This is a genomic window from Mycobacterium sp. E3298 (assembly GCF_001666895.1).
GTDB lineage: Bacteria > Actinomycetota > Actinomycetes > Mycobacteriales > Mycobacteriaceae > Mycobacterium.
In genome coordinates this window covers 11,835-37,565 of record NZ_LZJB01000226.1, presented here as the reverse complement: position 1 = coordinate 37,565, position 25,731 = coordinate 11,835, and the positions used below count along the sequence as shown (strand labels likewise).

At 64.9% G+C, this 25,731-nt stretch carries 21 protein-coding genes and 2 rRNA genes; 22 read left to right on the top strand and 1 reads right to left on the bottom strand.

The window, feature by feature from the left end; translation table 11 throughout:
• The 19 genes from A9X05_RS10580 to A9X05_RS10490 form a co-directional block, all read left to right on the top strand.
• On the top strand, nucleotides 1-1,235 hold a 1,235-nt coding region (locus tag A9X05_RS10580), incomplete at its 5' end, for a homoserine dehydrogenase (protein WP_067781128.1).
• Nucleotides 1,232-2,314 carry a threonine synthase gene (gene thrC / locus A9X05_RS10575; protein WP_067781125.1) on the top strand — a complete coding sequence of 361 codons (1,083 nt, stop codon included), beginning with the start codon at nucleotides 1,232-1,234 and terminating at the stop codon, nucleotides 2,312-2,314. The genes A9X05_RS10580 and thrC, both read left to right, overlap by 4 nt.
• A gap of 3 nt (nucleotides 2,315-2,317) precedes the next feature.
• Entirely contained in the window at nucleotides 2,318-3,265 is a 948-nt protein-coding gene (gene thrB / locus A9X05_RS10570; protein WP_197499005.1) for a homoserine kinase, read from the top strand.
• 265 nt (nucleotides 3,266-3,530) lie between these two features.
• Entirely contained in the window at nucleotides 3,531-5,372 is a 1,842-nt protein-coding gene (rho, locus tag A9X05_RS10565) for a transcription termination factor Rho (RefSeq protein ID WP_067781122.1), read from the top strand.
• Nucleotides 5,373-5,576: 204 nt separating this feature from the next.
• Nucleotides 5,577-5,813, top strand: a complete 237-nt coding sequence (rpmE, locus tag A9X05_RS10560; RefSeq protein WP_067781119.1) for a 50S ribosomal protein L31 — start codon at nucleotides 5,577-5,579, stop codon at nucleotides 5,811-5,813.
• Between the two features lie 98 nt (nucleotides 5,814-5,911).
• Nucleotides 5,912-6,985 carry a peptide chain release factor 1 gene (gene prfA, locus A9X05_RS10555; RefSeq protein WP_067781116.1) on the top strand — a complete coding sequence of 358 codons (1,074 nt, stop codon included), beginning with the start codon at nucleotides 5,912-5,914 and terminating at the stop codon, nucleotides 6,983-6,985.
• Nucleotides 6,982-7,830 carry a peptide chain release factor N(5)-glutamine methyltransferase gene (gene prmC, locus A9X05_RS10550; RefSeq protein WP_067747710.1) on the top strand — a complete coding sequence of 283 codons (849 nt, stop codon included), beginning with the start codon at nucleotides 6,982-6,984 and terminating at the stop codon, nucleotides 7,828-7,830. The genes prfA and prmC overlap by 4 nt, the downstream gene beginning before the upstream one ends.
• Nucleotides 7,823-8,482 (top strand): L-threonylcarbamoyladenylate synthase, encoded by a 660-nt coding sequence (locus A9X05_RS10545; protein ID WP_067747766.1) that lies wholly within the window; start codon nucleotides 7,823-7,825, stop codon nucleotides 8,480-8,482. Before prmC ends, A9X05_RS10545 begins: the two co-directional genes overlap by 8 nt.
• Nucleotides 8,483-8,510: 28 nt before the next feature.
• Nucleotides 8,511-9,740 (top strand): glycosyltransferase family 4 protein, encoded by a 1,230-nt coding sequence (locus A9X05_RS10540; protein ID WP_067747712.1) that lies wholly within the window; start codon nucleotides 8,511-8,513, stop codon nucleotides 9,738-9,740.
• A 218-nt stretch (nucleotides 9,741-9,958) separates the two neighbouring features.
• Entirely contained in the window at nucleotides 9,959-10,441 is a 483-nt protein-coding gene (locus tag A9X05_RS10535; protein ID WP_067747714.1) for an ATP synthase subunit I, read from the top strand.
• On the top strand, nucleotides 10,434-11,189 hold the full coding sequence (atpB, locus tag A9X05_RS10530) for a F0F1 ATP synthase subunit A (RefSeq protein WP_067281249.1): 756 nt from the start codon (nucleotides 10,434-10,436) through the stop codon (nucleotides 11,187-11,189). The genes A9X05_RS10535 and atpB overlap by 8 nt, the downstream gene beginning before the upstream one ends.
• Nucleotides 11,190-11,273: 84 nt before the next feature.
• Nucleotides 11,274-11,522 (top strand): F0F1 ATP synthase subunit C, encoded by a 249-nt coding sequence (locus A9X05_RS10525; RefSeq protein ID WP_024636915.1) that lies wholly within the window; start codon nucleotides 11,274-11,276, stop codon nucleotides 11,520-11,522.
• 9 nt (nucleotides 11,523-11,531) lie between these two features.
• Complete coding sequence (locus tag A9X05_RS10520; RefSeq protein ID WP_067747716.1) at nucleotides 11,532-12,065, top strand: F0F1 ATP synthase subunit B; 534 nt, start codon at nucleotides 11,532-11,534, stop codon at nucleotides 12,063-12,065.
• 6 nt (nucleotides 12,066-12,071) lie between these two features.
• On the top strand, nucleotides 12,072-13,412 hold the full coding sequence (locus A9X05_RS10515) for a F0F1 ATP synthase subunit B/delta (RefSeq protein ID WP_067781113.1): 1,341 nt from the start codon (nucleotides 12,072-12,074) through the stop codon (nucleotides 13,410-13,412).
• 57 nt (nucleotides 13,413-13,469) lie between these two features.
• Nucleotides 13,470-15,152 (top strand): F0F1 ATP synthase subunit alpha, encoded by a 1,683-nt coding sequence (atpA, locus tag A9X05_RS10510; RefSeq protein ID WP_067747720.1) that lies wholly within the window; start codon nucleotides 13,470-13,472, stop codon nucleotides 15,150-15,152.
• Between the two features lie 6 nt (nucleotides 15,153-15,158).
• Nucleotides 15,159-16,067 (top strand): F0F1 ATP synthase subunit gamma, encoded by a 909-nt coding sequence (locus tag A9X05_RS10505; protein ID WP_067747722.1) that lies wholly within the window; start codon nucleotides 15,159-15,161, stop codon nucleotides 16,065-16,067.
• A 23-nt stretch (nucleotides 16,068-16,090) separates the two neighbouring features.
• A complete protein-coding gene (gene atpD, locus A9X05_RS10500) occupies nucleotides 16,091-17,557 on the top strand; it encodes a F0F1 ATP synthase subunit beta (RefSeq protein WP_067747724.1) in 1,467 nt (488 codons plus the stop codon).
• A gap of 35 nt (nucleotides 17,558-17,592) precedes the next feature.
• Nucleotides 17,593-17,958, top strand: a complete 366-nt coding sequence (locus A9X05_RS10495) for a F0F1 ATP synthase subunit epsilon (RefSeq protein ID WP_067747732.1) — start codon at nucleotides 17,593-17,595, stop codon at nucleotides 17,956-17,958.
• Nucleotides 17,959-17,975: 17 nt separating this feature from the next.
• Nucleotides 17,976-18,419: a DUF2550 domain-containing protein gene (locus tag A9X05_RS10490; protein WP_067747734.1), complete on the top strand. Its 444-nt coding sequence runs from the start codon at nucleotides 17,976-17,978 to the stop codon at nucleotides 18,417-18,419.
• Nucleotides 18,420-18,433: 14 nt separating this feature from the next.
• Here the strand turns inward: A9X05_RS10490 and A9X05_RS10485 are convergent, their stop codons facing one another.
• A complete protein-coding gene (locus A9X05_RS10485) occupies nucleotides 18,434-19,018 on the bottom strand; it encodes a cob(I)yrinic acid a,c-diamide adenosyltransferase (protein ID WP_067781110.1) in 585 nt (194 codons plus the stop codon).
• A gap of 170 nt (nucleotides 19,019-19,188) precedes the next feature.
• On the opposite strand from A9X05_RS10485, the gene murA reads away from it, so the two are divergent.
• From murA to A9X05_RS10470, 3 genes are all read left to right on the top strand, one after another.
• Nucleotides 19,189-20,442 carry a UDP-N-acetylglucosamine 1-carboxyvinyltransferase gene (gene murA, locus A9X05_RS10480; protein ID WP_067281208.1) on the top strand — a complete coding sequence of 418 codons (1,254 nt, stop codon included), beginning with the start codon at nucleotides 19,189-19,191 and terminating at the stop codon, nucleotides 20,440-20,442.
• Nucleotides 20,443-20,812: 370 nt separating this feature from the next.
• Nucleotides 20,813-22,340, top strand: a 16S ribosomal RNA gene (locus A9X05_RS10475).
• A 282-nt stretch (nucleotides 22,341-22,622) separates the two neighbouring features.
• A 23S ribosomal RNA gene (locus A9X05_RS10470) occupies nucleotides 22,623-25,721 on the top strand.
• The 16S and 23S rRNA genes sit together here, the layout of an rRNA operon.
• Nucleotides 25,722-25,731: the final 10 nt, after the last annotated feature.

The following is a 25,731-nucleotide window of genomic DNA, read 5'->3' as shown; positions in this document are numbered from 1 at the left end:
ACGATCTCGCGGCTCGTGTCGGCGCGCCCCTGGTGTTGCGCGGCGTCGGAGTCCGGCGGGTCGCCGCCGACCGCGGCGTTCCGATCGAGCTGCTCACCGACAACGTCGAGGAGCTCGTCTCCCGCGAAGACGTCGACATCGTCGTGGAGTTGATGGGGCCGGTGGAACCGGCGCGAAAGGCCATCCTGCGCGCGCTCGAGCACGGCAAGTCGGTCGTCACCGCGAACAAGGCGCTGCTGGCGACCTCCACCGGGGAGCTGGCGCAGGCCGCCGAAAACGCCCACGTCGACCTGTATTTCGAGGCCGCGGTCGCGGGCGCCATCCCGGTCATCCGCCCGCTCACCCAATCGCTGGCGGGGGACACGGTGCTGCGGGTCGCCGGCATCGTGAACGGCACCACCAACTACATCCTGTCCGCGATGGACAGCACCGGCGCCGACTACGACACCGCCCTGGCCGAGGCGAGCGCACTTGGCTACGCCGAGGCCGACCCCACGGCCGACGTCGAAGGCTACGACGCCGCGGCCAAGGCCGCGATCCTGGCGTCGATCGCCTTCCACACCCGGGTGACCGCCGACGACGTCTATCGCGAGGGCATCACCAAGATCACCCCGGCCGACTTCGCCTCCGCGCGGTCGTTGGGTTGCACCATCAAGCTGCTGTCCATCTGCGAGCGCGTCACCACCGAGGACGGTCAGGAACGGGTGTCGGCCCGCGTCTACCCGGCGCTGGTGCCGCTGTCGCATCCGCTGGCCACGGTCAACGGCGCGTTCAACGCGGTCGTGGTCGAGGCCGCGGCGGCCGGGCGGCTGATGTTCTACGGTCAGGGCGCGGGCGGCGCCCCCACCGCGTCCGCGGTCACCGGCGACCTGGTGATGGCCGCCCGCAACCGGGTGCTGGGCAGCCGTGGGCCGAAGGAATCCAAGTACGCCCAACTTCCTGTCGCCCCAATGGGTTTGATCTCCACCCGCTACTACGTCAGCATGAACGTCGCCGACAAGCCGGGTGTGTTGTCCACGGTGGCGGCCGAGTTCGCCAAGCGTGAGGTGAGCATCGCCGAGGTTCGCCAGGAGGGCGTGGTGGACGAAGGCGGGCGGCGGGTGGGAGCCCGCGTCGTGGTCGTCACCCACAGCGCCACCGATGCCGCGCTCTCCGAAACCGTCGACGCGCTGGCGGATCTGGATGTCGTGCAGGGCGTCACCAGTGTGCTGCGACTGGAAGAGACCGGCCGATGAGCGTCCCGCGCACCGCCGTGCACCAGCCGTGGCCGGGGTTGATCGCCGCGTACCGGGACCGCCTGCCGATCGGCGATGACTGGACGCCGGTCACCCTCCTCGAAGGCGGCACCCCGCTGATCGCGGCGACGCGCCTTTCCGAGAAGACCGGCTGCACGGTGCATCTCAAGGTCGAGGGCCTCAATCCGACCGGCTCGTTCAAGGACCGGGGCATGACCATGGCGGTCACCGACGCACTGGCGCGCGGCCAGCAGGCCGTGTTGTGCGCGTCGACCGGCAACACCTCCGCGTCCGCGGCGGCGTACGCCGCCCGCGCCGGCATCACCTGCGCGGTGCTCATCCCGCAGGGCAAGATCGCGATGGGCAAGCTGGCACAGGCGGTCATGCACGGCGCCAAGATCATTCAGATCGACGGCAACTTCGACGACTGCCTGGAATTGGCCCGCAAGATGGCCGCGGACTTCCCGACGATCGCGTTGGTCAACTCCGTCAACCCCGTACGCATCGAGGGCCAGAAGACGGCGGCGTTCGAGATCGTCGACGCGCTGGGCGCCGCGCCGGACGTGCACGCCCTCCCGGTCGGCAACGCGGGCAACATCACCGCGTACTGGAAGGGCTACACCGAATACCACCACGACGGCGTGATCGACAAGCTGCCCCGCATGCTGGGCACCCAGGCGGCCGGGGCCGCGCCCCTGGTGCACGGCGCACCGGTCAGCCACCCGGAAACGATCGCGACCGCGATACGCATCGGTGCGCCCGCGTCGTGGGCGGCCGCGGTCAACGCGCAGCAGCAGTCCAACGGCCGGTTCCTGGCCGCCACCGACGACGAGATCCTGGCCGCGTACCACCTGGTGGCCGAGAGTGAGGGCGTGTTCGTCGAACCCGCGTCGGCGGCCAGCATCGCCGGTCTGCTCAAGGCCGTCGACGACGGTTGGGTGGCGCGCGGCTCCACGGTGGTGTGCACGGTGACCGGCAATGGCCTCAAGGACCCGGACACGGCGCTGAGGGATATGCCCACCGTGTCCCCGCTGCCCGTCGATCCGGTGCTCGTCGTCGAGAAGCTGGGGCTGGCGTAAGAAATGACGTCCCAGATGCTGCCCGCCGGGCTGGTGGCAAGCTCCGTGGTGTCGGCGTCCAGCGCCAACCTGGGTCCCGGTTTCGACAGCATCGGCCTGGCGTTGCGTCTCAGCGACGAAATCGTCGTGGAGACAACCGATTCTGGGCTGGAAGTGCTGGTCGAGGGCGAGGGCGCCGCGCAGGTGCCCCGGGGCCCCGAACACCTGGTGGTGCGCGCCATCGAATGCGGGCTGCGGGCCGCGGGCGTCCGGGCCGCGGGCCTGGTGGTCCGCTGCCGCAACGCCATCCCACACTCCCGCGGTCTTGGCTCGTCCGCGGCGGCCGTGGTCGGCGGCCTGGCGGCGGCGAACGGCCTTGTCGCGCAGTGTGATTCGAAACCGCTGAGCGACGCGCAGCTGATTCAGCTGTCTTCGGAGTTCGAGGGCCACCCGGATAACGCCGCCGCCGCCGTGCTGGGCGGTGCGGTGGTGTCCTGGATCGACGCCTCCGGTGACCGGCCACGGTATGCGGCGGTGCCGCTGCGGCTTCACCCCGACATCCGCCTGTACGCGGCCATACCCCAGCAGCGTTCCCTGACCGCGGAGACCCGGGTGCTGCTGCCCGCCCAGGTGAGTCACGACGACGCGCGGTTCAACGTCAGCCGCGCCGCCTTGCTGGTGGTAGCGCTGACCGAACGCCCGGACCTGCTGATGCCGGCCACCGAAGATGTGCTGCATCAACCCCAGCGCGCCCCGGCGATGCCCGGTTCCGCGGAATATTTGCGCCTGTTCCGGCGTCATAACGTGTCGGCGACACTTTCCGGGGCGGGTCCAGCACTGATTGCGCTCAGCACAGCGCCGGAGTTGCCCTCGGAAGTGGTGGAGTACGGGGCCGCCAATGGATTTGCCCTCACTGAGATGACCGCCGGCGAAGGAGTTCGCTGGAGCCCGGGCGTCACAGTCTCCGGTTGATCCACAGCGTGGCCGGAGGGTTTGCTTGCTTCCAACAAAGATGCGGGCTATCCTCGGTTCCGTCCAGCAATCGCAGCATCTGCATCTGCATCCATACTGCCTTGCCGCTAGGACACACCAATTCTTCTCGTGAACGAGGTTCGCCGCTTACTCCGCCGACTAAGGCGATCACCGTTGCACAGTCGATATTTGGGCGCACTCGGCGATTTGCTGAATGCAACGAAACCCCCGGATGACCTGTTCAGCGGGGGAAGAAAGGAAATCCGTGACCGATACGGACCTGTTCACGGCTGACGCGAGCACCGACAGCAATGAGGTGTCGAACGCCGTGACCCCAGACACATCCGACGGCAAAATCAATGCCCCTGTTGGCTCCCTGTCCACCATGGTGCTTCCCGAACTGCGCGCGCTGGCTAACGAAGTCGGCGTCAAGGGGACGTCGGGCATGCGCAAGAACGAACTCATCGCCGCCATAAAGGAAATCAGGGGACAGTCCAACGGGACTTCCGCCCCCGCGGCCCCCGAGGAGAGCGGCAAGTCCGACACCGCCGCCCCCGAAGCGCCGGCCGGCGAGGACCACCAGAACGGTTCGACCACCGAAGCGCCCCGACGCGAACGGCGCAGCGCCTCCCGCGAGCCCGGCGCCGCCCGCGGCGGCGACGACTCCGACGGCGAACGCACACGCAATCGTGAGGGCGGGGCCGCCGGCGAGGGGGGCACCCGTCAGGGCGGCAAGCGTGACTCCCAGGGTGAGGAGCGCGGCCAGGATTCCGGCGGCGACCAGAGCGGGGATCAGCAGGGCTCGGGCGGCCAGCAAGGTCGAGGCGGCTCGAACCAGCAAAACCAGCAAGACGACGACGGCGAGGGCCGTCAGGGCCGCCGTGGGCGCCGCTTCCGCGATCGCAGACGCCGCGGTGAGCGGTCCGGCGAAGGGGGCGACACCGAGCTGCGCGAGGACGACGTCGTCCAGCCGGTCGCCGGCATCCTTGACGTGCTCGACAATTACGCGTTCGTCCGCACCTCCGGTTACCTGGCCGGTCCGCACGACGTCTACGTCTCGATGAACATGGTGCGGAAGAACGGCCTGCGCCGCGGCGACGCGGTGACCGGCGCGGTCCGCGTGCCCAAGGACGGCGAACAGCCCAACCAGCGGCAGAAGTTCAACCCGCTGGTCCGCCTGGACAGCGTCAACGGCGGTCCGGTCGAGGACGCGAAAAAGCGCCCCGACTTCAGCAAGCTGACGCCCCTGTACCCCAATCAGCGGCTCCGCCTGGAGACCACCCCGGATCGGCTGACCACCAGGGTCATCGACCTGATCATGCCGATCGGCAAGGGCCAGCGCGCCCTGATCGTGTCCCCGCCCAAGGCGGGTAAGACGACGATCCTGCAGGACATCGCCAACGCGATCACCCGCAACAACCCGGAATGCCACCTCATGGTCGTGCTTGTCGACGAGCGGCCCGAAGAGGTCACCGACATGACCCGCTCGGTCAAGGGCGAGGTCATCGCCTCCACTTTCGACCGGCCGCCGTCGGACCACACGTCGGTCGCCGAGCTGGCGATCGAACGCGCCAAGCGGCTCGTCGAGCAGGGCAAGGACGTCGTGGTGCTGCTTGACTCGATCACCCGCCTCGGCCGTGCCTACAACAACGCGTCACCCGCGTCGGGCCGGATCCTGTCCGGTGGTGTCGACTCCACCGCCCTGTACCCGCCGAAGCGATTCCTGGGTGCGGCACGAAACATCGAGGAAGGCGGATCGCTGACGATCATCGCCACCGCGATGGTCGAGACCGGCTCCACCGGTGACACGGTCATCTTCGAGGAGTTCAAGGGCACCGGTAACGCCGAGCTCAAGCTGGACCGCAAGATCTCCGAGCGACGGGTCTTCCCGGCGGTCGACGTGAACCCCTCCGGTACCCGCAAGGACGAGCTGCTGCTATCGCCGGACGAGTTCGCGATCGTGCACAAGCTGCGCCGCGTGCTGTCGGGCCTGGACTCGCACCAGGCCATCGACCTGCTGATGTCCCAGCTGCGCAAGACGAAGAACAACTACGAGTTCCTGGTGCAGGTCTCCAAGACCACGCCGGGATCGATGGACAACGACTAGCCGGCGGTGGACCGGTCGGTCACGACACATAAACCACGAACAGGACACGCCCACAGACCCCGCAATGGTTTATGTCTCGCGGCAACCGCCGGCCATAGCCGCCGCCCCGCCCCAGCCACGGGAATGCCACAGCGAACCCCGTTGTTTTGGGGGACAGTGGTTGACCTGGCATAATCGACGCTCGACAAGATCGAAGAGGACAGCATGAAATCTGACATTCACCCCGCTTACGGGGAGACCACCGTGCACTGCGGGTGCGGAAACACCTTCACCACCCGCAGCACCAAGGCCGGCGGCAACATCGTCGTCGAGGTGTGCTCGCAGTGCCACCCCTTCTACACCGGCAAGCAGAAGATTCTGGACAGCGGCGGCCGGGTGGCGCGCTTCGAGAAGCGGTACGGCAAGCGCAAGGGTGCCGCGGCGGACAACACCGACAAATAGCTGCATTGCCGACGCCCGAACTGTGCACGAAGCACAGGCCGGGCGTCGGTTTGCGTTTGCGGCAATGGGATGCGGCTGAACGGGGCAGGAGGTGAGAGGTGACGCAGCCGATGCAGACGATTGACGTGCTGCTGGCCGAACACGCCGAGCTCGAGCAACGGCTAGCGGATCCCGACCTGCACAGCAATCCCGCCGAGGCGCGCAAGGCCGGTCGCCGGTTCGCCCGGTTGGCCCCGATCGTCGCCACTTATCGCAAGCTGGAGTCGTCGCGCGGCGATCTGGAGACCGCGCGGGAATTGGCCGCCGACGACGACTCTTTCGCCGACGAGGTGACCGAACTCGAGTCGCGGGTCGCCGAATTGGACACCCAATTGACCGACATGCTGGCCCCGCGCGACCCGCATGACGCCGACGACATCGTGCTCGAGGTGAAATCCGGTGAGGGCGGCGAAGAATCCGCATTGTTCGCCGCGGACCTGGCCCGGATGTACATCCGCTACGCCGAGCGACACGGCTGGAACGTCACCGTGCTGGACGAGACCACGTCGGATCTCGGCGGCTACAAGGACGCGACGCTGTCCATCGCCAGCAAGGGTGACTCCGCCGACGGGGTGTGGTCGCGAATGAAGTTCGAGGGTGGGGTGCACCGGGTGCAGCGCGTCCCGGTGACGGAATCCCAAGGCAGGGTGCACACTTCGGCGGCCGGCGTGCTGGTCTATCCCGAGCCCGAAGAAGTGGGTGAGGTCCAGATCGACGAGTCGGATCTGCGCATCGACGTGTACCGCTCGTCCGGCAAGGGCGGGCAGGGTGTGAACACCACCGACTCTGCGGTCCGCATCACGCACCTGCCCACCGGGATCGTGGTGACCTGCCAGAACGAACGCTCGCAACTGCAGAACAAGACGCGCGCGTTGCAGGTGCTGGCCGCTCGCCTGCAGGCCCTGGCCGAAGAACAGGCGCTGGCCGACGCGTCGGCCGATCGAGCCAGCCAGATTCGGACCGTGGACCGCAGCGAACGAATCCGCACCTACAACTTTCCGGAGAACCGGATCACCGACCACCGGATCGGTTACAAGGCGCACAATCTCGATCAGGTGCTCGACGGGGACCTCGACGCGATGTTCGATGCGTTGGGCGCCGCCGACAAACAATCCCGGCTGCAACAGGCATGAGTGCCGTGCGGCGCGCGATCGATTCCGCTGCGGCGACGCTCGCCGAAGCGGGGATCGCCTCCGCCCGCTGGGATGCCGAGGAGCTGGCCGCGCACGTGACGGGAACCGAGCGCGGCCGGCTGGCCCTGCTCGATTCGCCCGGCGACGACTTCTTCAGCCGCTACCGCGATGTCGTGGCCGCGCGCTCGCGGCGGGTGCCGTTGCAGCATCTCACCGGGACGGCCGCGTTCGGGCCGCTGATGCTGCAGGTCGGCCCCGGCGTCTTCATACCGCGCCCGGAAACCGAAGCCCTCTTGGCGTGGATCAGCCAACAACGCCTCCCTTCCCGGCCCGTGATCGTCGACCTGTGCACCGGATCCGGCGCGTTGGCGGTGGCGCTGGCTCAGTTGAACCCTGGGGCACGGATCATCGCCGTCGACGACTCGGAGGCCGCCCTCGAGTTCGCGCGCCGCAACGCGGCGGGCACGGCGGTCGAACTCGTGCGGGCCGACGTCACCGTGCCCCGCCTCCTGCCGGAACTGGACGGCGGTGTCGACGTGGTGGTGGCCAACCCGCCCTACGTCCCCGACGTCGCACCCGTGGAACCTGAAGTGGCCCAACATGATCCACACCACGCCGTGTTCGGCGGCCCGGACGGGATGGCGGTGATCGGCCCGATCGTCGAGCTGGCCGGGCGCTGGCTGCGTCCGGGTGGCGTCTTCGCCGTCGAACACGACGACACCACCTCGGCGGAGACCGTCGAATTGGTCCGCAGGACAGCGCTTTTCGGAGAAATCGCGAAGCGTAAAGACCTGGCCGGCCGGCCGCGATTCGTGACGGCCCGAAGGAGTGGCGCCGGTGAGTGAAGTCTTCGACTGCGCCGATCCCGACCGGCGTGCGCGCGGAATCGCCTCGGCGGCGGGCGCCATCAAGGGTGGCCGCCTGGTCGTCATGCCGACGGACACCGTGTACGGCGTCGGCGCCGATGCCTTCAACAGCGCCGCCGTGACGGCCCTGCTCTCCGCGAAGGGCCGCGGCCGGGACATGCCGGTCGGCGTGCTGGTCGGCTCCTGGCACACCATCGAGGGCCTGGTCTACACCATGCCGGGCGGGGCCCGCGAGCTGATCCGCGCGTTCTGGCCGGGCGCGCTGAGCCTGGTGGTGACGCAGGCGCCGTCGCTGCAATGGGACCTCGGCGACGCCCGCGGCACCGTGATGCTGCGGATGCCGCTGCACCCGGTGGCCATCGAGCTGTTGCGCGAGGTGGGACCCATGGCGGTATCCAGCGCGAACGTTTCCGGCCGCCCGCCTGCGGTCGACGCCGGCGAGGCCCGAGAACAGCTCGGCGACCTCGTCGACGTCTACCTCGACGCGGGACCGGCCGAGCAACAGGCCGCTTCGACGATCGTCGACCTGACCGGTGCCGCCCCGCGCATCCTGCGACCCGGTCCGGTGAGCGCCGCACGGATCGCCGAAGTGCTCGGAGTGGATCCCGAAAGCCTGACCGCCCAGGCCTGACCGGAGCGGTTCTGTCGTTGCCAGGTTGGTGCAGTACGGTCTCGACGTGTCCAGCGACCCGGCCAGCGACGTAGCCAACCTCGCCAATGGCCTGCTCGCCCTGGCTGACCGCGGCGCCGGTGTCCCGCTGCGCGAGCTTGCCCTCGTGGGGCTGACCGCCGCGATCATCACGTACTTTGCGACCGGTCCCGTGCGGGTGCTCGCCACCCGGCTCGGGGCCGTCGCCTATCCGCGGGAACGCGACGTGCACGTGACCCCGACCCCGCGCATGGGCGGGCTGGCGATGTTCCTCGGTGTCATCTCGGCCGTCTTCCTGGCGTCGCAGCTTCCTGCGCTGACCCGCGGCTTCGTCTATTCGACGGGCATGCCGGCGGTGCTGGTGGCCGGCGCGGTGATCATGGGCATCGGGCTCATCGACGACCGCTGGGGCCTGGACGCCCTGACGAAGTTCGCCGGCCAGATCACCGCAGCCAGCGTGCTGGTCACCATGGGCGTGGCCTGGAGCGTCCTCTACATCCCGATCGGCGGAGTCGGCACCATCGTGCTGGACCAGGCGTCGTCGATCCTGCTCACGTTGGCGCTGACGGTGTCCATCGTGAACGCGATGAACTTCGTCGACGGGCTGGACGGACTGGCGGCGGGGCTCGGGCTGATCACCGCGCTGGCGATCTGCATGTTCTCGGTCGGCCTGCTGCGCGACCACGGCGGTGATGTTCTCTTCTATCCGCCCGCCGTGATCTCCGTGGTGCTCGCGGGGGCCTGTCTGGGATTCCTGCCGCACAACTTTCACCGCGCCAAGATCTTCATGGGTGATTCCGGTTCGATGCTGATCGGCCTGATGCTCGCCGCCGCCTCGACCACCGCCGCCGGCCCCGTCTCACAGAACGCCTACGGAGCGCGCGACGTGTTCGCCCTGTTGTCACCTTTCCTGCTGGTGGTCGCGGTCATGTTCGTGCCGATGCTGGATTTGCTGCTGGCGATCGTGCGCCGTACCCGCGCGGGCCGCAGCGCGTTCAGCCCCGACAAGATGCACCTGCACCACCGCCTGCTGCAGATCGGCCATTCCCACCGCCGCGTGGTGCTGCTGATCTACCTCTGGGTGGGCATTGTCGCGTTCGGAGCGGCCAGCACGATTTTCTTCAATCCGCGCGACACCGCCGCGGTGATGCTGGGCGCCATCGTGGTCGCCGGCATCGCGACCGCGATCCCGTTGATGCGCCGGCGGGAAGAGTACGAAGACGACGACTACGACAGCTAGTAGTAGTGGGGTTCGCCGTATGGTACGGTGCAGGTAGAAGCCCAAAAAGCCGCACAGATTGCCGGTCCGTCGGACGCCGTTTCGATCGGGTCGGCTGAGGACTCGCGTCGGGTGATACCCCTTGGGTGGATCCACTGTGACGTGCGATACGCTCGGCGGGCCACCGATCAGTCGGTCGGGGGACTCCCGCTCTACCAACTTGGGATTGAGGTGCTGCAGTGACGACACCAGCGCAGGACGCGCCGTTGGTGTTCCCCTCTGTTGCGTTCCGACCGGTCCGCCTGTTGGTGCTCAGCATCGCCGTCACCGCGGCGGCCGTCGTCGCCGCCGGACTGACCGGTCACCTCATGGTCGGGGTGTTCTTCGGCGTCGGGTTGCTGCTTGGTTTGCTCAATGCCCTTCTGGTGCGTCGTTCCGTCGCGTCGATCACCGCCAAAGAGCATCCGATGAAAAGCACGATGGCGCTGAATTCGGCCACCCGGCTGGCCGTCATCACCGTCATCGGGCTGGTCATCGCCTACATCTTCCGGCCCGCGGGCCTGGGCGTCGTGTTCGGCTTGGCGCTGTTCCAGATCTTGCTGGTGGCATCGACGGCTCTTCCGGTCTGGAAGAAGCTGCGCGCCGGCGACTGGGCAGACGACGCGGGCGGCGCGCTGGCGGGATCGGAAGGAACGGAAGGAAAGAACGGCACCGATGACTGAGACGACGTTCCTGGCCGCCGCGATCGAGGTTGGCGAGCACAACCAAGCCAAGTGGCTCGGGTTGACCGTCAACACCGACACGATCCTGTCGACCGCGATCGCCGCGGTGATCGTCCTGGCGCTTGCCTTCTTCCTGCGCGCGAAGATCACGTCGACCGGCGTCCCCAGCGGTGTGCAGTTGTTCTGGGAAGCCATCACCGTCCAGATGCGCGATCAGATCGAGAGTGCGGTCGGGATGCGGATCGCGCCATTCGTATTGCCTTTGGCCGTCACCATTTTCGTGTTCATTCTGATCTCCAACTGGCTGTCGGTGCTTCCGCTGCAATACACCGACAAGTCCGGGCACACCACCGAGTTGCTGAAGTCCGCGGCCGCAGACATCAATTACGTTCTGGCCCTGGCGCTGTTCGTGTTCGTCTGCTACCACGTGGCGGGCATCTGGCGCCGCGGCATCGTCGGCCACCCGCTCGCCGTGCTCAAGGGCCACGTGGCGTTCCTGGCGCCGATCAACCTGGTCGAAGAGCTCGCCAAACCGATCTCGTTGTCGCTCCGACTTTTCGGCAACATCTTCGCCGGCGGCATCCTGGTCGCGCTGATCGCGCTCTTCCCCCCGTACATCATGTGGGCGCCCAACGCGATCTGGAAGGCTTTCGACCTCTTCGTCGGGGCGATCCAGGCGTTCATCTTCTCGATCTTGACGATCCTCTACTTCAGCCAAGCCATGGAGATCGAGGAGCATCATGACTGAGACCATCATGTATTGCTTTGTCCCACACACCATTACAGAGGCCTGGTAGACCACTACCAGCTATCAAGGAGGATAAGAATGGCTCTGGACCCCCAAGTCGCTGCCGCTGCGCTCATCGGCGGTGGACTCATCATGGGCGGTGGCGCGATCGGCGCCGGTATCGGTGACGGTATTGCCGGTAACGCGCTGGTCTCCGGCATCGCCCGCCAGCCCGAGGCGCAAGGTCGGCTGTTCACGCCGTTCTTCATCACCGTTGGTCTGGTCGAGGCCGCGTACTTCATCAACCTGGCCTTCATGGCGCTGTTCGTCTTCGCCACACCCGTCGGCACCTAATTCGCTGTGATGGGTGACGCGAGTCTGAGCGTTCTGGCATCCAGCCAGGTGATGGCCGAGGGAGGCAACAACTTCCTCGTTCCCAACGGCACGTTCTTCTTTGTGCTGGCCATCTTCCTGATCGTGCTGGCCGTCATCGGCACCTTCGTGGTGCCGCCGGTCATGCGGGTGTTGCGCGAGCGCGACAACATGGTTGCCAAGACGGCCGCCGACAACAAGAAGGCGACCGAGCAGTTCGACGCCGCCAAGGCTGACTATGAGGAAGCCCTGACGGAGGCCCGGGTCCAGGCGTCGTCGTTGCGCGACAACGCCCGCGCCGAAGGCCGTAAGGTGGTCGAAGACGCGCGCGCCCGTGCCGAGCAGCAGGTGATGTCGACGTTGCAAATGGCATCCGAGCAATTGAAGCGGGAAAGAGACGCCGTGGAACTGGATTTGCGCGCCAACGTGGCGGGCATGTCGGCGAAGCTGGCCAGCCGGATCCTCGGCGTCGAGGTGGCCCCGGCCACCACGGCCGCGTCCGCAACCGGGAAATCTGGACGGTAATCGCGCATGTCGACTTTCATCGGGCAGTTGATCGGATTCGCGGCCATCGTGCTTCTGGTCGTGCGGTACGTCGTGCCGCCGGTGCGTCGTCTGATGGCTGCTCGCCAGGAGGCCGTGCGCCAGCAGCTGAAAGACTCTGCGGCAGCGGCGGATCGGCTGAAAGAGTCGACCACGGCCCATAGCAACGCCGTGGAATCCGCCAAGTCCGAAGCCGAACGGCTCGTCGAAGAAGCCCAAACCGACGCCGGGCGCATCGCCGAGCAGTTCCGGATCCAGGCCGACTCGGAATCCGAACGCATCACCACGCAGGGCGGCCGCCAGGTCGAACTGCTGCGGACACAGCTCAGCCGCCAGCTCCGCCTGGAACTCGGCCACGAGGCGGTACGCCAGGCGGGCGAGTTGGTGCGGAACTATGTCGCGGACCCGGAACAGCAGTCCGGCACCGTCGATCGGTTCCTGGACGACCTCGAAGCGATGGCCCCGGCGCCCGCCGAGGTCGAGTACCCACTGTTGGCAAAGATGCGCTCCGCCAGTCGGGTGGCAGTGGCCGGCCTGGCGGAGCGGTTCGGCGACATCGCCAAAAACCTTGACAACAAAGCGCTTTCTACCCTCTCGTCGGAGCTTGTTTCGGTCGCCGAAATGCTGGACCGGGAGATCGTCGTCACCCGGTACTTGACCGTGCCCGCCGAGGACGCGGCCCCCCGCGTCCGGCTGATCGAGCGGCTGGTCTCCGGCAAGGTTTCCGACGCCACGCTCGACGTCCTGCGTCTGGCCGTGTCGGAACGCTGGTCGGCCAACTCCGATCTGGGCGACGCGATCGAGCACATCTCGCGGCAGGCGTTGCTCGAAGTCGCCGAACGGGAGAACAAGGTCGACGACGTCGAAGACCAGCTCTTCCGGTTCGCCCGCATCCTGGACGCGCAGCCGCGACTCGCCATCCTGTTGGGCGACTACGGCGTGCCCGTGGAAGGCCGGATCGACCTGCTGCGCAAGGTGCTTGACAGCGCCAGCGGCAGGGTCGACCCGATCGTCGTGGCGCTGCTGACCCAGACCGTCCAACTGCTGCGGGGCGAGTCGGCCGAGGAGGCCATCCAGTTCTTGGCGAAAGTCGCGGTGGCACGCCGCGGCGAGATCGTCGCGCAGGTCAGTGCGGCCGCCGAACTCAGCGACGCCCAGCGGTCTCGCCTCACCGACGTGCTCGGCCGCATCTACGGCCATCCGGTGACGGTGCAGCTGCAGACCTCCGAGGAGCTGCTGGGCGGCCTGCTCATCTCCGTGGCGGACGAAGTGATTGACGGGACACTCGCTTCGCGCCTCGCCGCTGCCCAGGCCCAATTGCCCGACTGACCCAACCACTCCCCATAACCACACGCGAACCACGATCAAGTAGGAAGACGAAAAGCCATGGCCGAGTTGACAATCTCCGCTGATGACATCCAGAGCGCCATCGAGGAGTACGTAGGCTCTTTCACCTCCGACACCTCCCGCGAAGAGGTCGGCACCGTCGTCGAGGCCGGGGACGGCATCGCGCACGTCGAAGGCCTGCCCTCCGTCATGACCCAGGAACTGCTCGAGTTCCCGGGTGGGGTCCTGGGCGTCGCGCTGAACCTCGACGAGCACAGCGTCGGCGCGGTGATCCTGGGTGACTTCGAGAAAATCGAAGAGGGCCAACAGGTCAAGCGCACCGGCGAGGTGCTGTCCGTTCCCGTCGGCGACGCCTTCCTGGGGCGCGTCGTCAACCCACTCGGTCACCCCATCGACGGTCGCGGAGACATCGACACCGACATTCGCCGCGCGCTGGAGATCCAGGCGCCGTCGGTGGTGCAGCGGCAAAGCGTGAGCGAGCCGCTGCAGACCGGCATCAAGGCCATCGACGCGATGACCCCGATCGGTCGCGGCCAGCGGCAGCTGATCATCGGCGACCGCAAGACCGGCAAGACCGCCGTCTGCGTCGACACCATCCTCAACCAGCGCGAGAACTGGGAGAGCGGCGACGAGAAGAAGCAGGTCCGCTGCGTGTACGTGGCGATCGGCCAGAAGGGCACCACGATCGCCTCGGTCCGGCGGGCGCTCGAAGAGGGCGGCGCGATGGACTACACCACCATCGTCGCGGCCCCGGCTTCCGACTCCGCCGGCTTCAAATGGCTTGCGCCGTACACCGGTTCGGCGATCGCCCAGCACTGGATGTACGACGGCAAGCACGTGCTGATCGTGTTCGACGACCTGAGCAAGCAGGCGGAGGCGTACCGCGCGATCTCGCTGCTGCTGCGCCGTCCGCCGGGCCGCGAGGCCTACCCCGGTGACGTGTTCTACCTGCACTCGCGCCTGCTGGAGCGCTGCGCGAAGCTTTCCGATGACCTCGGGGGCGGCTCGCTTACCGGTCTGCCGATCATCGAGACGAAGGCCAACGACATCTCGGCCTACATCCCGACCAACGTCATCTCGATCACCGACGGGCAGTGCTTCCTGGAATCCGATCTGTTCAACCAGGGTGTGCGTCCCGCCATCAACGTCGGTGTGTCGGTGTCCCGCGTGGGTGGTGCGGCTCAGATCAAGGCCATGAAAGAGGTCGCCGGCTCGCTGCGTCTGGACCTGTCGCAGTACCGCGAGCTGGAATCGTTCGCGGCCTTCGCCTCGGACCTGGACGCGACGTCGAAGGCGCAGCTCGAGCGCGGCGAACGGCTGGTCGAGCTGCTCAAGCAGCCGCAGTACCAGCCGATGCCCGTTGAGGAGCAGGTGGTTTCGATCTTCCTGGGTACCGGCGGTCACCTGGACTCGGTGCCCGTGGAGGACGTCAGGCGCTTCGAAACCGAACTGCTGGACCACATGCGGGCCTCGGAAGAGAACTTCCTGGCCGGCGTCCGCGACAGCGGCAAGCTCTCCGAAGAGGGCGAGAACCAGCTGACCGAGATCATCAACAACTTCAAGAAGGGCTTCGCGGCCACCGGCGGCGGCTCGGTGGTGCCCGACGAGCACGTCGAGCCCCTGGACGAAGAAGACCTCGAAAAGGAGTCGGTCCAGGTCAAGAAGGAGAAGCCGAAGGACAAGAAGGACGCCAAGAGCGGCTCCGGCAAGGACAAGAAGTAGCTAACAATGGCTGCCACACTTCGCGAACTACGCGGCCGGATTCGCTCGGCGGGGTCGATCAAGAAGATCACCAAGGCCCAGGAGATGATCGCGACGTCGCGCATCGGCAAGGCGCAGGCCCGGCTCGAAGCGGCCAGGCCCTACGCCTTTCAGATCACCTCGATGCTGACCACGCTGTCGTCCGAAGCCGCCCTGGACCACCCGTTGTTGGTCGAACGGGAAGAACCCAAGCGGGCCGGCGTCCTGGTGGTGTCCTCCGATCGTGGGCTGTGCGGCGCCTACAACTCGAGCATCTTCCGCCGGTCCGAGGAGCTGTTCTCCCTGTTGAGGGAGGAAGGCAAGACCCCGGTCGTATACACGGTTGGCCGGAAGGCGCAGAACTACTTCAAGTTCCGCAACTGGGACATCACCGACTCGTGGACCGGCTTCTCCGAGCAACCCAAGTACGAGAACGCCGCGGAGATCGCCGAAACCCTGGTCGAGACGTTCATGAAGGGCGCCGGTGACGACGAGTCGGCCGACGATCAGGGCGTCGACGAACTGCACATCGTCTACTCGGAATTCAAATCGATGATGTCGCAGGCCGCGGTGGCCCACCGCATCGCTCCGCTGGTCGTCGAGTACGTCGAGGACACCGAGGAACTGCACACGTTGTACTCGTTCGAGCCGGACGCGACAACGCTTTTCGAGTCGCTGCTGCCGCGGTACGTGACGACCCGCGTCTACGCCGCGCTGCTCGAATCGGCGGCGTCGGAGCTCGCGTCGCGCCAGCGGGCGATGAAGTCCGCGACCGACAACGCGGATGACCTGATCAAGGAACTGACGCTGATGGCGAACCGCGAGCGGCAGGCTCAGATCACCCAAGAGATCAGCGAAATCGTCGGTGGTGCAAACGCACTCGCCGACGCTCAGTAGCACACGAGGAAGAGAAGAAGAATATGGCTGCTACTACTGGAACCGCAGAGAAGACCGACAAGTCCACCAAGTCCGAGACCAGCGGCCGCGTGGTGCGGATCACCGGCCCCGTGGTCGACGTCGAGTTCCCGCGTGGATCCGTACCGGAACTGTTCAACGCCCTCAACGCGGAGATCACGTTCGAGGAACTCAAGAAGACGCTCACGTTGGAGGTCGCACAGCACCTCGGCGACAACCTGGTCCGCACGATCTCGTTGCAGCCCACCGACGGGCTGGTCCGTGGCGTCGAGGTGACCGACAGCGGTAAGCCGATCTCGGTGCCGGTCGGCCAGGACGTCAAGGGCCACGTCTTCAATGCGCTGGGCGACTGCCTGGACAAGCCGGGATACGGCGAGGACTTCGAGCACTGGTCGATCCACCGCAAGCCGCCGGCCTTCGAGGAGCTCGAGCCCCGCACCGAGATGCTCGAGACCGGGTTGAAGGTCGTCGACCTGCTCACCCCGTACGTGCGTGGCGGCAAGATCGCGCTGTTCGGCGGTGCCGGCGTGGGCAAGACCGTGCTGATCCAGGAGATGATCAACCGTATCGCCCGGAACTTCGGTGGTACTTCGGTTTTCGCCGGCGTCGGCGAGCGCACCCGCGAGGGCAACGACCTGTGGGTCGAGCTCAAAGAGGCCGACGTGCTCAAGGACACCGCGCTGGTGTTCGGTCAGATGGACGAGCCGCCCGGCACCCGTATGCGGGTGGCCCTGTCGGCGCTGACGATGGCCGAGTGGTTCCGCGACGAGGCCGGCCAGGACGTGCTGCTGTTCATCGACAACATCTTCCGGTTCACCCAGGCCGGATCCGAGGTCTCCACGCTGCTCGGCCGGATGCCGTCCGCGGTGGGTTACCAGCCCACGCTCGCCGATGAAATGGGTGAGCTGCAGGAGCGCATCACCTCGACGCGGGGCCGCTCGATCACCTCGATGCAGGCCGTCTACGTGCCCGCCGACGACTACACCGACCCCGCGCCGGCAACCACGTTCGCCCACCTGGACGCGACCACCGAGCTGTCGCGTTCGGTGTTCTCCAAGGGCATCTTCCCGGCGGTGGACCCGCTGGCGTCGAGCTCGACCATCCTGGACCCGAGTGTGGTCGGCGACGAGCACTACCGCGTCGCTCAGGAAGTCATCCGAATCCTGCAGCGGTACAAGGACCTTCAGGACATCATCGCCATCCTCGGTATCGACGAGTTGTCCGAAGAGGACAAGCAGCTGGTGCAGCGCGCGCGGCGCATCGAGCGGTTCCTCTCGCAGAACATGATGGCGGCCGAGCAGTTCACCGGCCAGCCGGGTTCCACCGTGCCGCTGAAGGAGACCATCGAGGCGTTCGACCGACTGTCCAAGGGCGACTTCGACCACATCCCCGAACAGGCCTTCTTCCTGATCGGCGGCCTGGACGACCTGGCCAAGAAGGCCGAAGGCTTCGGCGCCAAGTTGGACTCCTGAGGACCGAGCGCTAAGGCTCTGAAAGGCTCTGTGGCATGGCCGAATTGAACGTCGAGATAGTCGCCGTCGACCGCAAGATCTGGTCGGGTGAGGCAACGTTCTTGTTCACCCGCACCACCGTCGGCGAGATCGGCATCCTGCCCCGGCACATCCCGGTCGTCGCCCAGTTGGTCGACGACGCGATGGTACGCGTCGAGCGCGAAGGCGAAGACGATCTGCGGGTCGCCATCGAAGGCGGGTTCCTGTCGGTCACCGAGGAGACGGTGACCGTGTTGGCCGAGTCCGCCGCGTTCGAGTCCGAGATCGACGAAAGCGCCGCCAGGGAGGATTCGGAGTCCGACGACCCCCGGATCGCGGCGCGGGGGCGCGGCAGGTTGCGCGCCGTCGGCGCGATCGACTAGCCGCCTCGGACAAGACGATGAGCGCGCCCATGGTCGGCATGGTCGTGCTCGTTGTCGTCCTGGCGGGCGCGGTTGTCGCGCTGAGCTATCGGTTGTGGAAGCTGCGCCAGGGCGGCACCGCGGGGATCATGCGCGACATTCCCGCGGTCGGGGGCCACGGCTGGCGGCACGGCGTGATTCGTTACCGCGGCGGTGAGGCCGCGTTCTACCGGCTCTCCAGCCTGCGGCTGTGGCCGGACCGGCGGCTCAGCCGCAGGGGAGTGGAGATCGTGGCGCGGCGCGCACCGCGCGGGGACGAGTTCGACATCATGACCGACGAGATCGTCGTGGTGGAGCTGCGTGACACGACGCAGGACCGCAGGACCGGCTACGAGATCGCCCTGGACAAGGGCGCTTTGACGGCGTTCCTGTCGTGGCTGGAGTCCCGCCCGTCGCCGCGCGCCCGTCGTCGCAGCGTCTAGGGCTTGGCGCCAAGCTAACTCGCGCTGGGCGCGCCGCCACCGGGTTTCCAGAGCACGTCGCCGTCGGGGTTCGCCGCGCGCGCCAGGATGAAAAGTAGATCCGAAAGGCGGTTCAGGTACTTCGCCGGCAGGACGTTGACCTGCTGCGGCGCGGCGTCGATGGCCGCCCACGCCGACCGTTCCGCGCGACGGACGATCGTGCGGGCGACGTGCAGCAGCGCCGAAAGCGGCGAACCACCAGGCAGCACAAAGGAATTCAGCGCCGGCAGCTTCTCGTTATATTTGTCACACCAGCCCTCGAGCCGGTCGATGTAGGGCTGGGTGACCCGAAGCGGGGGATGCTCGGGGTTCTGCACCACCGGCGTCGACAGGTCCGCGCCGGCGTCGAACAGGTCGTTCTGGATCTGCCGCAGCACGCCGGCGATTTCCTCGTCGGGCTCACCCAGGGCGATCGCCACCCCGATCGCCGAGTTCGCCTCGTCACAATCCGCGTAGGCGACCAGGCGGGGATCGTTCTTGGAGACCCGCGAAAAGTCGCTCAACCCCGTCGTGCCGTCGTCACCGGTCCGGGTATAGATGCGGGTCAGGTGTATCGCCATGAGCAAGACGGTACTGCGGTGCGCGGCGGCGCCGTGGCTCGGCTCACGCCTTGACTCGCCCCTCGCCGCTTCGCGGCTGGGGGTGCCCCCACCTCGCTCCGCCGCGCGGAGCGCATCGTCGTCACGCGGGCTGACTGACAACCCGATACCGCTTCACTAGACTGACGCGGGTGGCAGAGCGATTCGTGGTGACCGGCGGCAACCGGTTGTCCGGCGAAGTCGCAGTGGGGGGCGCCAAGAACAGCGTGCTCAAGCTGATGGCCGCGGCGCTGTTGGCCGAAGGCACCAGCACCATCACCAACTGCCCCGACATCCTCGATGTGCCGTTGATGGCCGAGGTGTTGCGCGGCCTGGGCGCCACCGTCGAGCTCGACGGCGACGTCGCCCGGATCACCTCACCCGACGAGCCGAAGTACGACGCGGACTTTGCCGCGGTGCGACAGTTCCGGGCGTCGGTCTGCGTGCTCGGGCCGCTGGTCGGCCGCTGCAAGCGGGCCCGGGTCGCGCTGCCGGGTGGTGACGCGATCGGGTCCAGGCCGCTGGACATGCATCAGGCGGGGCTGCGCCAGCTGGGCGCCCAATGCAACATCGAGCACGGCTGCGTCGTCGCCCAGGCCGACACGTTGCGCGGTGCGGAGATCCAGCTCGAGTTCCCGTCGGTGGGCGCCACCGAAAACATCCTGATGGCCGCCGTGCTGGCCGAGGGCGTCACGACGATTCACAACGCCGCGCGCGAACCCGACGTCGTGGACCTGTGCACGATGTTGAATCAGATGGGCGCGCAGGTCGAAGGTGCCGGTTCGCCGACGATGACCATCACCGGCGTCCCGCGGCTACACCCCACCGAGCATCGCGTGATCGGGGACCGCATCGTCGCCGCCACCTGGGGTATCGCCGCCGCCATGACCAGGGGCGACATCTCGGTGACGGGCGTCGACCCGGCCCACCTTCAGGTGGTGCTGCACAAGCTGCACGACGCCGGCGCGACGGTCACCCAAACGGACAACAGCTTTCGGATCACCCAGTACGAGCGGCCCAAGGCCGTCAACGTCGCGACCCTGCCGTTCCCCGGATTTCCCACCGACCTGCAGCCGATGGCGATCGCGCTGGCGTCGATCGCCGACGGGACGTCGATGATCACGGAAAACGTCTTCGAGGCGCGTTTCCGTTTCGTCGAAGAAATGATCCGGCTGGGTGCCGACGCGCGCACGGACGGCCACCACGCGGTCGTGCGAGGCCTGCCGCAATTGTCCAGCGCCCCGGTGTGGTGTTCCGATATCCGCGCCGGCGCCGGCCTGGTGTTGGCGGGGCTCGTCGCCGACGGTGACACCGAGGTTCACGACGTCTTCCACATCGATCGCGGCTACCCGTTGTTCGTCGAAAACCTGGCGATTTTGGGAGCGGAGATCGAGCGGGTAGAGTAACCAAAGTCAGTGCCCCGCAGGGGCGGTCGCCACACCAGGCGACCGACACCCCGGGCGCTTGACTCCCTCGCTGGATTGGTACTAGCCTGGCACGGCTGCTCCCGAAACGGTCTTCAGAAGACCAAAACTGGGAGTTGACTCCACTGCCGGACTTGTATTAAGCTGGCAGGGTTGCCCCAAAACGGGCGAAACAAGTGTTGTTTGAGAACTCAATAGTGTGTTTGGTCTTTTTATTTGTTGTTGTTTTTTTGGCCATACCTAGCACTCCCCGTGTGTGGGTATGGCAATTTTTGATGCCAGTTATTTGGTGTCTTTTTGTTAGGTCAGATTTTCTCTGATTTGAAATTCACCTCGTTCTGCGAGGAGATTTTGTTTGGAGAGTTTGATCCTGGCTCAGGACGAACGCTGGCGGCGTGCTTAACACATGCAAGTCGAACGGAAAGGCCTCTTCGGAGGTACTCGAGTGGCGAACGGGTGAGTAACACGTGGGCAATCTGCCCTGCACTTCGGGATAAGCCTGGGAAACTGGGTCTAATACCGGATAGGACCACTTGGCGCATGCCTTGTGGTGGAAAGCTTTTGCGGTGTGGGATGGGCCCGCGGCCTATCAGCTTGTTGGTGGGGTGATGGCCTACCAAGGCGACGACGGGTAGCCGGCCTGAGAGGGTGTCCGGCCACACTGGGACTGAGATACGGCCCAGACTCCTACGGGAGGCAGCAGTGGGGAATATTGCACAATGGGCGCAAGCCTGATGCAGCGACGCCGCGTGGGGGATGACGGCCTTCGGGTTGTAAACCTCTTTCACCATCGACGAAGGCTCACTTTGTGAGTTGACGGTAGGTGGAGAAGAAGCACCGGCCAACTACGTGCCAGCAGCCGCGGTAATACGTAGGGTGCGAGCGTTGTCCGGAATTACTGGGCGTAAAGAGCTCGTAGGTGGTTTGTCGCGTTGTTCGTGAAATCTCACGGCTTAACTGTGAGCGTGCGGGCGATACGGGCAGACTAGAGTACTGCAGGGGAGACTGGAATTCCTGGTGTAGCGGTGGAATGCGCAGATATCAGGAGGAACACCGGTGGCGAAGGCGGGTCTCTGGGCAGTAACTGACGCTGAGGAGCGAAAGCGTGGGGAGCGAACAGGATTAGATACCCTGGTAGTCCACGCCGTAAACGGTGGGTACTAGGTGTGGGTTTCCTTCCTTGGGATCCGTGCCGTAGCTAACGCATTAAGTACCCCGCCTGGGGAGTACGGCCGCAAGGCTAAAACTCAAAGGAATTGACGGGGGCCCGCACAAGCGGCGGAGCATGTGGATTAATTCGATGCAACGCGAAGAACCTTACCTGGGTTTGACATGCACAGGACGCGTCTAGAGATAGGCGTTCCCTTGTGGCCTGTGTGCAGGTGGTGCATGGCTGTCGTCAGCTCGTGTCGTGAGATGTTGGGTTAAGTCCCGCAACGAGCGCAACCCTTGTCTCATGTTGCCAGCGGGTAATGCCGGGGACTCGTGAGAGACTGCCGGGGTCAACTCGGAGGAAGGTGGGGATGACGTCAAGTCATCATGCCCCTTATGTCCAGGGCTTCACACATGCTACAATGGCCGGTACAAAGGGCTGCGATGCCGCAAGGTTAAGCGAATCCTTTTAAAGCCGGTCTCAGTTCGGATCGGGGTCTGCAACTCGACCCCGTGAAGTCGGAGTCGCTAGTAATCGCAGATCAGCAACGCTGCGGTGAATACGTTCCCGGGCCTTGTACACACCGCCCGTCACGTCATGAAAGTCGGTAACACCCGAAGCCAGTGGCCTAACCCTTGGGAGGGAGCTGTCGAAGGTGGGATCGGCGATTGGGACGAAGTCGTAACAAGGTAGCCGTACCGGAAGGTGCGGCTGGATCACCTCCTTTCTAAGGAGCACCACGAAAAGCACTCCAATTGGTGGGGTGCGAGCCGTGAGGGGTTCTCGCCTGTAGTGGGCGGGGGCCGGGTGCACAACAGCAAATGATTGCCAGACACACTATTGGGCCCTGAGACAACACTCGGCCAGTCCGTGTGGTGTCCCTCCATCTTGGTGGTGGGGTGTGGTGTTTGAGTATTGGATAGTGGTTGCGAGCATCTAGACGGATGCGTTGCCGGCAACGGTGGCGTGTTCGTCAAAATGTGTAATTTCTTTTAAAACTCTTGTGTGTAAGTAAGTGTCTAAGGGCGCATGGTGGATGCCTTGGCATCGAGAGCCGATGAAGGACGTGGGAGGCTGCGATATGCCTCGGGGAGCTGTCAACCGAGCATTGATCCGAGGATTTCCGAATGGGGAAACCCAGCACGAGTCATGTCGTGTTACCCGTATCTGAATATATAGGGTGCGGGAGGTAACGCGGGGAAGTGAAACATCTCAGTACCCGTAGGAGAAGAAAACAATTGTGATTCCGTCAGTAGTGGCGAGCGAACGCGGAACAGGCTAAACCGCATGCATGGATAACCGGGTAGGGGTTGTGTGTGCGGGGTTGTGGGATTGATATGTCTCAGCTCTACCTGGCTGAGGGGTAGTCAGAAAGTGTCGTGGTTAGCGGAAGTGGCCTGGGACGGCCCGCCGTAGACGGTGAAAGCCCGGTACGCGAAAACCCGGCACCTGCCTTATATCAACACCCGAGTAGCAGCGGGCCCGTGGAATCTGCTGTGAATCTGCCGGGACCACCCGGTAAGCCTAAATACTTCTCGATGACCGATAGCGGATTAGTACCGTGAGGGAATGGTGAAAAGTACCCCGGGAGGGGAGTGAAAGAGTACCTGAAACCGTGTGCCTACAATCCGTCAGAGCCTCCTTGTGGGGTGATGGCGTGCCTTTTGAAGAATGAGCCTGCGAGTCAGGGACACGTCGCGAGGTTAACCCGTGCGGGGTAGCCGCAGCGAAAGCGAGTCTGAATAGGGCGCATCCCCTTTGGGGTGTAGTGGCGTGTTCTGGACCCGAAGCGGAGTGATCTACCCATGGCCAGGGTGAAGCGCGGGTAAGACCGCGTGGAGGCCCGAACCCACTTAGGTTGAAGACTGAGGGGATGAGCTGTGGGTAGGGGTGAAAGGCCAATCAAACTCCGTGATAGCTGGTTCTCCCCGAAATGCATTTAGGTGCAGCGTTACGTGTTTCACCACGGAGGTAGAGCTACTGGATGGCCGATGGGCCCTACTAGGTTACTGACGTCAGCCAAACTCCGAATGCCGTGGTGTATAGCGTGGCAGTGAGACGGCGGGGGATAAGCTCCGTACGTCGAGAGGGAAACAGCCCAGATCGCCGGCTAAGGCCCCTAAGCGTGTGCTAAGTGGAAAAGGATGTGCAGTCGCAGAGACAACCAGGAGGTTGGCTTAGAAGCAGCCACCCTTGAAAGAGTGCGTAATAGCTCACTGGTCAAGTGATTGTGCGCCGATAATGTAGCGGGGCTCAAGCACACCGCCGAAGCCGCGGCAACCGCAAGGTTGGGTAGGGGAGCGTCCCCCATGCAGCGAAGCCACCGGGTAACCGTGTGGTGGAGTTTGGGGGAGTGAGAATGCAGGCATGAGTAGCGATAAGGCAAGTGAGAACCTTGCCCGCCGTAAGACCAAGGGTTCCTGGGCCAGGCCAGTCCGCCCAGGGTGAGTCGGGACCTAAGGCGAGGCCGACAGGCGTAGTCGATGGACAACGGGTTGATATTCCCGTACCCGTGTGTGGGCGTCCCTGACGAATCAGCGGTACTAACCACCCAAATGGTGGTCTATCAATCCCTTCGGGGTGCGAGGATCGCCGGCTGCGTGGGACCTTCGCTGGTAGTAGTCAAGCAATGGGGTGACGCAGGAAGGTAGCCGTACCAGTCAGTGGTAATACTGGGGCAAGCCTGTAGGGAGAGCGATAGGCAAATCCGTCGCTCATTAATCCTGAGAGGTGATGCATAGCCGGTTGAGGTGAATTCGGTGATCCTCTGCTGCCAAGAAAAGCCTCTAGCGAGCACACACACGGCCCGTACCCCAAACCGACACAGGTGGTCAGGTAGAGCATACCAAGGCGTACGAGATAACTATGGTTAAGGAACTCGGCAAAATGCCCCCGTAACTTCGGGAGAAGGGGGGCCGGAATACCGTGAACACCCTTGCGGTGGGAGCGGGATTCGGCCGCAGAAACCAGTGGGTAGCGACTGTTTACTAAAAACACAGGTCCGTGCGAAGTCGCAAGACGATGTATACGGACTGACGCCTGCCCGGTGCTGGAAGGTTAAGAGGACCCGTTAACCGTAAGGTGAAGCGGAGAATTTAAGCCCCAGTAAACGGCGGTGGTAACTATAACCATCCTAAGGTAGCGAAATTCCTTGTCGGGTAAGTTCCGACCTGCACGAATGGCGTAACGACTTCCCAACTGTCTCAACCATAGACTCGGCGAAATTGCACTACGAGTAAAGATGCTCGTTACGCGCGGCAGGACGAAAAGACCCCGGGACCTTCACTACAACTTGGTATTGGTGTTCGGTACGGTTTGTGTAGGATAGGTGGGAGACTTTGAAGCAGTTACGCCAGTAATTGTGGAGTCGTTGTTGAAATACCACTCTGATCGTATTGGACACCTAACGTCGAACCCTTATCGGGTTCACGGACAGTGCCTGGCGGGTAGTTTAACTGGGGCGGTTGCCTCCTAAAATGTAACGGAGGCGCCCAAAGGTTCCCTCAACCTGGACGGCAATCAGGTGTTGAGTGTAAGTGCACAAGGGAGCTTGACTGCGAGACTTACAAGTCAAGCAGGGACGAAAGTCGGGACTAGTGATCCGGCACCCCCGAGTGGAAGGGGTGTCGCTCAACGGATAAAAGGTACCCCGGGGATAACAGGCTGATCTTCCCCAAGAGTCCATATCGACGGGATGGTTTGGCACCTCGATGTCGGCTCGTCGCATCCTGGGGCTGGAGCAGGTCCCAAGGGTTGGGCTGTTCGCCCATTAAAGCGGCACGCGAGCTGGGTTTAGAACGTCGTGAGACAGTTCGGTCTCTATCCGCCGCGCGCGTCAGAAACTTGAGGAAACCTGTCCCTAGTACGAGAGGACCGGGACGGACGAACCTCTGGTATACCAGTTGTCCCACCAGGGGCACCGCTGGATAGCCACGTTCGGACAGGATAACCGCTGAAAGCATCTAAGCGGGAAACCTTCTCCAAGATCAGGTTTCTCACCCTTTTAGAGGGATAAGGCCCCCCGCAGACCACGGGATCGATAGGCCAGACCTGGAAGCTCAGTAATGAGTGCAGGGAACTGGCACTAACCGGCCGAAAACTTACCAACACACAATCGC